Below are 9,973 nucleotides of genomic sequence, written 5' to 3' on the forward strand. Positions count from 1 at the left end.
GGTATCGCAACGAAGTGCCACGCAATCTGGCCGCGATCATCGCCAATGAACGCGACTATCGCCGCGAGCAGCAGCCCGATCCGCAGTTGCAGTCAGAACGTATCACGCGTCGCGCCATCGCGGCAGGTACCTCATTTATTCGCACCCATGTTGATATTGATAACGAAATCGGCCTGGCGAATCTGGAAGGCGTGCTGGAAACACGCCGTCGGCTAGCCGGTCAGGTGGATATCGAAATTGTGGCGTTTCCGCAAAGCGGCATCCTGCAAAGTCCCGGCACCGAAGCGCTGTTGGATCGCGCGCTAGACATGGGTGCCGAGCTGGTGGGCGGTTTAGATCCCTGTTCATACGATAAAGATCCGGTACGCCATCTGCAGATCATCTTCGAGCTGGCGGTTCGTCACGGCAAAAAAGTCGATATTCATCTGCACGAACGCGGCGAGCTTGGCGCGTTTAGCCTCGAGCTGCTGATTGATTTTACCCGCCGCTATCAGATGCACGATCGCGTCACGCTCAGCCACGGCTTCTGTCTCGGCATGGTCGAACCGGCGCGCCAACAGCAGTTTGCCGAAGAGATGGCGGAGCTGGGAATGTCGGTTGCAACAACCGCGCCGGCGGATATCGCGGTTCCACCTTATGAATTGCTCACCGATGCTGGCGTGGCGTTTTGCGCTGGTAATGACGGCGTGCGCGATACCTGGAGCCCTTACGGCAGCGGCGATATGCTGCAACGCGCGGTCACCATGGGATTGCGCTATCGCTGGCGTCAGGATCGCGAGATTATGCGCGCGGCGCACACCATTACTTTTGGCGGCGCACGCGTGATGGCGCTGGACAATTATGGTTTGCAGCCTGGTAATCGCGCCGATTTGGTGTTGATTCCCGGCCGCAGCATGGTGGAAGCGCTGGTGGAGTTGCCGCGCGACCGTAAGGTATTCAAAGGCGGCAAACTGGTCGCCGCTGACGGGGAGTGCTTGTTCTGATGAGCGAAAAAGTAACCCGACTGCGCGCCGCGTGGGTAGTGGGCTATCGCGATGGCGATCACTGCCTGCTGGCGGATGGCGAAGTGGTGTGGCAGGGCGAACGCATTCTGTTTGTAGGTTTTGATTATCCCGGCGAGGTGGATGAAGAGATCAACGCCGGGAATTGTCTGGTGGGACCGGGATTTATTGACCTTGATGCGCTTGGGGATCTCGATACCACCGTGCTGGCCTTCGACAATCAACCCGGCTGGAAAAAAGGGCGCATTGTCGCCGCCGACTGGCAGCGCCGCGACCTTTACAGCCGCGAGCAGCTTAACTTCGCCAAGCATTATGCCTACAGCCATTTGCTGCTTAACGGCATCACCAGCTTTGCGCCCATCACCTCGATTCTCTATCGCGAATGGGCCGAAGATGTTGATGAATACCTGTATGCCGCAGATGTGGCCGAATCATTAGGCGCGCGAGCATGGCTGGGACCGGCTTTTATGGCGGGCTACTACGCCAGCGATGAACAGGGACAATTTTCATGGATCGGCAACCGCGATCGCGCGAAAAAGGGGTTGGACGATGCGGTGAAGTTCTATCAGCGTCTTAAGCAGCGCGGCGTTTCTACCCTGAGCGGCATGCTGGCTCCCGACCGTATCGAGGGTGGCGATGCCGTTTGGCTGAAAGATTTAGGTGACATTGTCACATCACTCGCCTGTCCAACGCGGCTGCATTGTTGCCAGAGCGAGCTGGAAGTGCGGGAAATCGCCCGTCGCTATCAAGGCCGCAGTTCGCTGCAAGTGCTGGCCGACAACGGTTTGCTCAACCGCCACATGCTGTTGCCACACGGCCAGTTTCTCGGTGGATTGAACGCCGATGCGGCGCGTGTAACAGAAGATATCGCGCGACTGGCGCAGTCGGGCGCTTCGGTGGTGGCTTGTCCGCTGGTATCCGGTCGCCACGGCAAATATCTCGAACATTATCCAGCGCTTAAAGCCGCTGGCGTTAATCTGGCGCTTGGCACCGATACGTTTCCCGCTGATATGTTTGCCAATATGCAGATGGGCGTAGTGCTGACGCGCGTGGTCACCGGCGATATCTCAGCGGCCAGCGCCGCCGATTATTACCGCATGGCAACCCTGGGCGGCGCACAAGCGTTGGGACGCGATGATCTTGGCCGACTCGCTGCTGGATGTCAGGCCGATATGATGATGGTTAATCTTGATCAACCCGCGCTGGGACAAGTGTTCGACCCGATTACCACGCTGGTTTTGAATGGCAATGGCCGCGATGTCACCGGCGTGATTGTGGCTGGACACAAAGTGGTGTGGGATCGCGAACTGGTCAACAGCGGGCAAAGTGCAGCAGCGTTACATGCCGCATCGCAACAGGTGTTTTCGCACATTATCTCGACTTACCCCGAACGAACCGTTGGGCATCCGCCGGTTAAGGAGATCGTGTCTTCTTCATTTCCTCGCCTGAACAGAGACTAAAACCATGACTGATCACTATTTGCTCACCAACGTCAGGCTTGAAACCGGGTTTATCGAAATTAACGGCCATATTCAGGGCACCCAATGCGATCTCTTCACCATAGAAATCAAAGACGGGCGGATAGTGGCGATTCACGGGCAGAGAGAGGTGCAAAGCGCGCTGCCACAGCGTGATGCTGGCGGCATGCTGATGCTGCCAACGTTGCGCGATATGCATATACATCTCGATAAAACCTTTTACGGCCGCGCATGGCGAGCGGCGAAACCGAATAACGAGCAGGATATTTTCCAGATGATCGCGCTGGAACAGCAGCTGTTGCCGACGCTGCTTGCCGATTCGGTCGAGCATGCGCAGCAGTTGATCGCCTTGCTATTGAGTAAAGGCACAACGGTGATTCGCAGCCATTGCAATATCGATCCGGTCAGTGGGCTGCGTAGCCTGGAACATCTGTTGCAGGCCTTAGACGCGTTTGACGGGCAGATAGCGTGCGAAATCGTGGCGTTTCCGCAGCACGGTTTACTGCGTTCTGGCGTTACTTCACTGATGCGCGAGGCGCTGGCGCTCGGCTGCCAGTGGACCGGTGGACTCGATCCTTCGAAGGTTGATGGCGATATGGCGCGTTCACTCGACACCATGCTGAGTCTGGCGCATGAGAGTGGCACCGGCGTGGATATCCATCTGCATGAAGACACCAGCAGCGGCATTGCCTGTATTGATTATCTGCTGAACGCGCTGGAACACGCGCCTGAACTGCAAGGCCGAGTGACACTCAGCCACGCTTACTGTCTGGCGCAAATCAGTGATGTTGAGGTGCAGGGGCTAGGTGAACGCATGGCCGCGCTGGGCGTAAGCCTGGCGTCTGGTTTGCCGCTGGGGAAAAATGTGATGCCGCTTCCGCTGCTAAAACAGTGCGGCGTAAAGCTGATGACCGGCACCGACAGCGTCATCGATCACTGGTCACCCTTCGGCACCGGCAGCATGCTGGAGAAAGCCAATTTGTGGGCGCAGCTGTATGGACGCGGCAGCGAATTTTCGCTGAACAGGGCGTTAGCGATTGCCACCGGCGATATTTTGCCGCTGGATGAGCAGGGCGCGCGCATCTGGCCGCTGGCTGGCGACGCGGCTGATTTTATCCTAATTGACGCCAGTTGTTCCGCCGAAGTGGTGGCGCGTCAGCCTGCAATTTCAGCCAGTTACTTCCATGGCCAGCAGGTTTACCGCGCATAAATGATGTATATTTCGGGGGACTATTATGACCGATACAGGATTGAGTATGGGCGCGAAGCAAACCCCCAGACAAAAAGAGATCGCTCGCATCTATGAGTCGCTGACCATGGCGATTGCCCAGCACAAGTTGCGCCCCGGTACGCGCTTAATTGAGGCGCAGATTGTCGATGCGCTGAAGGCCAATCGCAACCATGTGCAGGCGGCACTGCAGCGTATGGCGCTACATCATATCGTCACCATCGAACCCAATGTCGGCGCGATTGTTGCGCAGCCGTCAGCCACCACCGCGCGTGAGATCTTCACGGCTCGCCATGCCATTGAATCGGCCATAATTGCCTGCATTACACCGCAAAAAATGACGGCGTTTGCCGTGCAATTGCAGCAGCAACAAAAAGAAGAACATGAAGCGATTCATAGCCAGGAACGGCAACGCGTGGTGTATCAGCTTGGCGCCTTTCATCTACTGTTAGGCAAAATTGCCGACAACAAAGTGCTGGAAGATATTCTCAATAATTTGATGGTGTTAAGTTCGTTAATTGTGATGTTGTATCAGCGCAACGAGATGCCGGTTTGCCAGTGCGACGAGCATCAGCACATCATTGATGAACTGAGCGTCGGCAATACCGCTAAAGCGCAGCAACTGATGCGCGATCATCTTATTGAGCTGGAGCAGCAGCTGGATATTTCTGAAGCGTCACCGTATGCGATGACGCTGGTGCAGGCTCTTCATAAAGCGGAGGAATAATGGAATTAGAAACAACCCGACTGCGGCTGGAACCCTTTGAACTCGCGCATTTTGACGGATTGCGGGCGATGGAAAACGACCCGGAAATTATGCGTTATATCAGTAATGGCGTGGTTAAAACGCCCGAAGAAACCCTGGCGAATATTGAACGCGTTCAATCGCGCTGGCAGCAATATGGTTTTTCCTGGTGGGCGATGCGGGAAAAAGAGTTTGGCGAAATCGTTGGTGCGTGCTGCCTGCAGCATTTAGCCAATCAGGATGGTGCGCCATTGGAAATTGGCTGGCGTTTAAATGCCAATTATCACGGTAAAGGTTTTGCCACAGAAGCAGCGCAGGCGATGGTTAAGTTTGCGGTTGAACATGTCGGCGTTAAATATCTGGTCGCGGTAGCCGATCCTGATAATGCCGCTTCGCAAAAAGTGATGCAGCGGCTGGGCATGACATACAAAGCGATTGAACAACATTACGATGTGCCTTGCGTGGTGTATGAGCTGCATATTTAGGCATTCGTGAACAAGTGCCATCAACAATTTATGACATATTCCAGTTCTGGTTATTTCACAGGAATGGAATATGAAACAGCACGATATTGGTTTTAGCCACATAGCGCTGCAAGTGAGAGATTTAGAACGCAGCATCGACTTCTATCAACGTTACGCAGGGATGCAGGTGATTCATGAGCGTGAACCAGGCATTGCAGAAGCGCAAAAAGTCGCATGGCTTTCTGATTTGACGCGTCCGTTTGCACTGGTGCTGGTGCAATCTCAAACCACTGTGGATACGCCTTTGGGTCCATTTGGTCACATTGGCGTTGCGTGTGACAGCAAAGAAGAGATTGATGCCAAAGTTATTTTGGCAGAACGCGAAGGCGTGTTGCGCCGACCCGCGCAGCAATCATCAGCACCTGTAGGTTATTGGGCATTTTTCGCCGATCCTGATGGCAACACGCTTGAGCTTTCATACGGCCAGCAGATTGGCCTTGAGATTATTACCAGCCGTCTTAACGCGGGTGTTTGATCAGAAGCGTCACTCGAAAGGGTGACGGTTGATATCGGGATTAGGTGATGTTTTAGTGCGCATTTAGATACTCCATTTAACATAATATACATTATGCGCCTTTTGATTGAGGAGGCAAAGTAGTAATGTCCGTTTAGGAGATGCGGATATTTTGTTGGACTGGTTATGTTGAGATTTTCAGATGCTGCCGGTACTTCACCGGGTTCATTGCACCTCCTTGTAGGGTCGCCATTCATGGCGACCAACTCGCAATTACCTCAATGAGCGTGCACCGTCAACCCAACTAACCGGACCACAATCGGGCGTACCACGAGTATGCAAACAAAAGCTGCTGGCATCGCAACTTGATATGCATTCATCACATTTTCCATATAATGCGGGCCGATACCAAATTCGGCGAAGGTAATGACCAGACTCATCAAAAACGCCATGATGGTCGCCATGTAAAGCGCAAAGATGTAAGGTGAAACGTGCTTTGGCAGGCGTATACCTGCGGCGTTTTTCTCGGTTTCTGCTGTCATAGCGCTATCCTATTCAGTAAGTTTAAGCAAAACAGCCGCTAACCTATCAAGCGTATCAGGATGCGGGTAGACCCCTTCCGATTTAATCATTATTAAATATAAGTAACGAATCGCGCATTGAGGGATGTATGGACTTACTGGGATTGATTAACACTTTTATCCGCGTAGTTGAGAACGGAAGTATTGCAGCAGCCGCGCGGGCGAAAGGAATGAGTCCAGCGGCGGTCAGCCAGAGCGTTGCGCGTCTGGAGACACATTTAGGCGTACGGTTGTTATCACGAACCACCCGCAGTATGACGTTAACCGAGAGCGGTAAACGCTACTTTGAAAAAGTCCGCCATATTCCCCATGATATTGACCTCGCCTCGCAGGCTGCGGCGATTGAAACCAAACCACAGGGCCCACTTTGCATCGCCACCACGGCTGCTTTTGGCAGACACGTTCTTGCCCCGCTGATGCCCACTTTTAAACAAACTTACCCGGATATTGATATCGAACTGATCAGTACCGACCGCAATGTTGATCACCGTTTAGAAGGCGTCGACGTCAGTATTCGTATTGAGGCGCAACTAAATGATCAACTGATCGCCCGTAAAATTGCCTCGCTACCCTTTATTTTCTGCGCTGCACCCATTTATCTGGCGCGCGCGGGCATTCCTAAAACGCCTGAAGAGCTGAGCCAGCACGCTTGTTTGGTTTTCCGCTATCCGACAGATGGACGCTTTCTTCCGTGGACGTTTATGGTCAACGGCCAGCCGGTGAACGCAAAGCTCAATCCAGAGTTCATCAGTGACGATATTGATATCATTGCGAAAATCGCCGAAAACGGTGGAGGCATCGCCCGGCTGGCGAGTTTTATCGCTCAACCGTTGATTGAGCGTGGCCAACTCATAGCTTTGTTCCACTCAGATCAAGGAGAGAAAAGCGACGTTGCGGCCTTGCCGATGAATATTTATGCCTGTGTTAACGAGCGTTCGGCGCTAAATTCCAAGGTAAGAGCGTTCATCGCTTTTTTGGAACAACAGCTCGTTTGAGACAAACTTAAATCCAAAATATTGGGTGTTAAAGCCACTTGAGGCCGATAAAACACAATATGTTGGATTTATCTCGATGTAATCGTGACCGCATTTTGTCATAGGCTTTTCACTCCCTTTTAACCGCCCTAACCTGCTTTTATTACTCCCGCTCATAAACCCATTCAGTGATTGCGGATAATGCTTTTGCAGATGCCGACTATGCTTACCCTTCTAAAACCATACAAAAATAAGTTGTACCTCAACATTTCACCCTTTTACTGGAGGTTTGGCATGAGCAGCCAACACTTAACAACACCCGCGCCTGCAATGATGCCAATTAGCTTCAAAGTCAACGGCATACAGCAGCAATTAGATGTCGATACCCGCACCACGCTGCTGGATGCGTTGCGTGAGCACCTGCATCTGACCGGCACCAAAAAAGGCTGCGATCACGGTCAATGCGGCGCCTGTACGGTGATGGTCAACGGTCGTCGCATCAATTCGTGCCTGACGCTAGCCGTGATGCAGCAGGATGCGGAAATCACCACTATTGAAGGTTTGGGAAATCCTGACCAGCTGCATCCCTTGCAGGCGGCGTTCATTAAGTATGACGGTTACCAGTGCGGCTACTGCACGCCAGGACAGATCTGTTCTTCGATGGCGGTGCTGGAAGAGATCAAAGCGGGCATTCCCAGCCACGTCACCCACGATTTAGTCTCCGCACCGCAACTCACTGCGGATGAAATCCGCGAGCGCATGAGTGGCAATATCTGTCGTTGCGGGGCCTATTCCAACATTCTTGCGGCGATAGAAGAGTACGCGGAGGGCCTGGAATCATGAAAGCCTTCACTTACCAGCGGGTAAAAACCCCGGCTGAAGCCGCAACCAGCGCCCAGCAACATGCCAATGCCAAATTCATCGCTGGCGGCACCAATCTACTCGATCTGATGAAGCTGGAGATTGAAACGCCCGCACATCTTATTGATGTGAATGGCCTTGAGCTGGACAAAATCGAAGCCACGGCGGATGGCGGATTACGCATCGGCGCACTGGTGCGTAACACCGATCTGGCGGCCGATGCGCGCGTTCGCCGCGATTATGGCGTGCTGTCGCGCGCGTTAGTGGCTGGCGCTTCCGGCCAGCTGCGTAATCAGGCGACCACCGCAGGAAATTTGCTGCAGCGCACACGTTGCCCCTACTTCTATGACACCAACCAACCGTGCAACAAACGTCTACCCGGCAGCGGCTGCGCGGCGCTGGATGGCTTTAGTCGCCAGCATGCGGTGGTCGGTACCAGCCAGGACTGTATCGCCACCCATCCGAGCGATATGGCAGTGGCAATGCGTTTGCTGGATGCGGTAGTGGAAACGGTCAGCCCGGATGGCAGTCAGCGCAACATCCCCATTGCTGAATTCTATCGCGCGCCCGGCAACACGCCACATCTGGAAACCGTACTCGATCCCGGCGAGCTGATTGTTGCAGTTTCACTGCCGGCCCCGCTGGGCGGCACTCACATTTACCGCAAGGTGCGCGATCGCGCGTCCTACGCCTTTGCGCTGGTCTCTGTCGCCGCCATTATTCAGCCGGATAACTCCGGTCGCGTGGCGCTCGGTGGCGTGGCGCATCAGCCGTGGCGGCTGGAAGAAGCGGATAACGCGGTGATTCAGGGTGCTAAGGCGGTGAGCGATCGGCTGTTCGCCACGGCACAACCCACCGCTGAAAACGAGTTCAAGATCATTCTGGCGCAGCGAACGCTCGCTTCCGTATTGGCAGAAGCGAGGGGATAACAGATGAAATTCGAAAAACCCGCAGGCAATAACCCGATTGATCAGCTCAAAGTCATCGGTCAGCCACTCAATCGTATCGACGGACCGTTGAAAACCTCCGGCCTGGCGCATTACGCCTACGAATGGCATCGCGAAGCCCCCGATGCGGCATACGGCTATGTGGTTGGCGCGCCGATCGCCAAAGGGAAAATCACCGCCATTGATGTGCAGGCCGCGCAAAATGCGCCGGGCGTATTAGCGGTGGTGACAGCCAAAAACGCGGGAAAACTGGGCAAAGGCGATAAAAATACTGCCAATCTGTTGGCTGGCGACACCATCGAACACTATCACCAGGCCGTCGCATTGGTCGTAGCCGAGACGTTTGAGCAGGCGCGTGCAGCGGCGAGTTTAGTCAAAGTGGATTATCAGCGCGAGCGCGGTGCTTATGATCTCGCGCAGCAAAAGCCGGGCGTCACTTCCGCACCCGAAGACACGCCCGATAAAGCCGTAGGTGATTTCGCCGCTGCATTTGCTGCGTCTGAGGTCAAGCTGGATGCGCACTACACCACGCCGGACCAAAGTCATACCGCTATGGAACCGCATGCCTCAATGGCAACATGGCAAGGCGATAAACTCACCGTCTGGACCTCGAATCAGATGATTGACTGGTGCCGCACCGATCTGGCCGCCACGCTAAACATGCCGATGGAGAAGATCCGCATCATTTCGCCCTATATCGGCGGCGGATTTGGCGGCAAGTTGTTCCTGCGCAGCGATGCAGTGTTAGCCGCGTTGGGCGCACGCGCAGTTCAGCGTCCGGTCAAAGTGATGCTGCCTCGACCACTCATCGCCAATAACACCACGCATCGACCAGCCACGATTCAGTACATCCGCATCGGCACTGATAAAGCCGGCAATATTCAGGCTATCGCGCATGAAAGCTGGTCGGGTAATTTGCCGGATGGCACACCGGAAACTGCCGTACAGCAGACGGAATTGCTTTACGCCGGTGCTAATCGTTTTACCGGATTACGACTGGCCACGCTGGATCTACCCGAAGGTAACGCCATGCGCGCACCGGGCGAAGCGCCGGGGTTGATGGCGCTGGAGATTGCCATCGATGAAATCGCAGAAAAAGCGGGTATCGATCCCATCGCCTTTCGCATCCTCAACGATACGCAGGTCGATCCGGCCAAACCCGAGCGCCCTTTCTCCCGTC

The 9,973-nt window shown here is 54.4% G+C and carries 11 protein-coding genes; 10 read left to right on the forward strand and 1 reads right to left on the reverse strand.

All coding sequences use genetic code 11. The features are described from left to right. The 6 genes from RTY00_RS12100 to RTY00_RS12125 all read left to right on the forward strand — a co-directional run. Positions 1-983, forward strand: a 983-nt coding sequence (locus tag RTY00_RS12100) for an amidohydrolase (protein WP_312664610.1), incomplete at its 5' end; no start/stop codon positions are given. Then, positions 983-2,461 carry a chlorohydrolase family protein gene (locus tag RTY00_RS12105; protein WP_312664611.1) on the forward strand — a complete coding sequence of 493 codons (1,479 nt, stop codon included), beginning with the start codon at positions 983-985 and terminating at the stop codon, positions 2,459-2,461. The genes RTY00_RS12100 and RTY00_RS12105, both read left to right, overlap by 1 nt. 4 nt (positions 2,462-2,465) lie before the next feature. Beyond that, on the forward strand, positions 2,466-3,689 hold the full coding sequence (locus RTY00_RS12110) for an amidohydrolase (protein WP_312664612.1): 1,224 nt from the start codon (positions 2,466-2,468) through the stop codon (positions 3,687-3,689). 46 nt (positions 3,690-3,735) lie between these two features. Next, a complete protein-coding gene (locus RTY00_RS12115) occupies positions 3,736-4,434 on the forward strand; it encodes a GntR family transcriptional regulator (RefSeq protein ID WP_312664620.1) in 699 nt (232 codons plus the stop codon). Then, complete coding sequence (locus tag RTY00_RS12120; RefSeq protein WP_312664613.1) at positions 4,434-4,937, forward strand: GNAT family N-acetyltransferase; 504 nt, start codon at positions 4,434-4,436, stop codon at positions 4,935-4,937. The genes RTY00_RS12115 and RTY00_RS12120 overlap by 1 nt, the downstream gene beginning before the upstream one ends. A gap of 70 nt (positions 4,938-5,007) precedes the next feature. Next, on the forward strand, positions 5,008-5,451 hold the full coding sequence (locus tag RTY00_RS12125) for a VOC family protein (RefSeq protein WP_312664614.1): 444 nt from the start codon (positions 5,008-5,010) through the stop codon (positions 5,449-5,451). Positions 5,452-5,708: 257 nt separating this feature from the next. Here the strand turns inward: RTY00_RS12125 and RTY00_RS12130 are convergent, their stop codons facing one another. Then, positions 5,709-5,972 (reverse strand): DUF2798 domain-containing protein, encoded by a 264-nt coding sequence (locus RTY00_RS12130; protein WP_312664615.1) that lies wholly within the window; start codon positions 5,970-5,972, stop codon positions 5,709-5,711. 128 nt (positions 5,973-6,100) lie between these two features. Between RTY00_RS12130 and RTY00_RS12135 the strand changes: the two genes are divergently transcribed. From RTY00_RS12135 to RTY00_RS12150, 4 genes are all read left to right on the forward strand, one after another. Continuing rightward, positions 6,101-7,006, forward strand: coding sequence for a LysR family transcriptional regulator (locus RTY00_RS12135; protein WP_312664616.1), 906 nt, complete (start codon positions 6,101-6,103; stop codon positions 7,004-7,006). A gap of 273 nt (positions 7,007-7,279) precedes the next feature. After that, positions 7,280-7,828, forward strand: a complete 549-nt coding sequence (paoA, locus tag RTY00_RS12140; protein WP_312664617.1) for an aldehyde dehydrogenase iron-sulfur subunit PaoA — start codon at positions 7,280-7,282, stop codon at positions 7,826-7,828. Then, positions 7,825-8,775 carry a xanthine dehydrogenase family protein subunit M gene (locus RTY00_RS12145; RefSeq protein ID WP_312664618.1) on the forward strand — a complete coding sequence of 317 codons (951 nt, stop codon included), beginning with the start codon at positions 7,825-7,827 and terminating at the stop codon, positions 8,773-8,775. The genes paoA and RTY00_RS12145 overlap by 4 nt, the downstream gene beginning before the upstream one ends. Before the next feature lie 3 nt (positions 8,776-8,778). Continuing rightward, positions 8,779-9,973 (forward strand): molybdopterin cofactor-binding domain-containing protein (locus RTY00_RS12150; RefSeq protein WP_312664619.1); only part of this gene is annotated, 1,195 nt, incomplete at its 3' end.

The organism is Pantoea sp. CTOTU49201, from assembly GCF_032054795.1.
GTDB classification, from domain to species: Bacteria; Pseudomonadota; Gammaproteobacteria; order Enterobacterales; family Enterobacteriaceae; genus Pantoea; species Pantoea symbiotica.

What these genes read in the sequence shown, in the direction of transcription:
- RTY00_RS12130 (WP_312664615.1), bottom strand. Translation starts at nt 5,972, where the DNA reads ATGACAGCAGAAACCGAGAAAAACGCCGCAGGTATACGCCTGCCAAAG.
- RTY00_RS12125 (WP_312664614.1), top strand. Translation starts at nt 5,008, where the DNA reads ATGAAACAGCACGATATTGGTTTTAGCCACATAGCGCTGCAAGTGAGA.
- RTY00_RS12120 (WP_312664613.1), top strand. Translation starts at nt 4,434, where the DNA reads ATGGAATTAGAAACAACCCGACTGCGGCTGGAACCCTTTGAACTCGCG.
- RTY00_RS12110 (WP_312664612.1), top strand. Translation starts at nt 2,466, where the DNA reads ATGACTGATCACTATTTGCTCACCAACGTCAGGCTTGAAACCGGGTTT.
- RTY00_RS12115 (WP_312664620.1), top strand. Translation starts at nt 3,736, where the DNA reads ATGGGCGCGAAGCAAACCCCCAGACAAAAAGAGATCGCTCGCATCTAT.
- RTY00_RS12135 (WP_312664616.1), top strand. Translation starts at nt 6,101, where the DNA reads ATGGACTTACTGGGATTGATTAACACTTTTATCCGCGTAGTTGAGAAC.
- RTY00_RS12105 (WP_312664611.1), top strand. Translation starts at nt 983, where the DNA reads ATGAGCGAAAAAGTAACCCGACTGCGCGCCGCGTGGGTAGTGGGCTAT.
- paoA (WP_312664617.1), top strand. Translation starts at nt 7,280, where the DNA reads ATGAGCAGCCAACACTTAACAACACCCGCGCCTGCAATGATGCCAATT.
- RTY00_RS12145 (WP_312664618.1), top strand. Translation starts at nt 7,825, where the DNA reads ATGAAAGCCTTCACTTACCAGCGGGTAAAAACCCCGGCTGAAGCCGCA.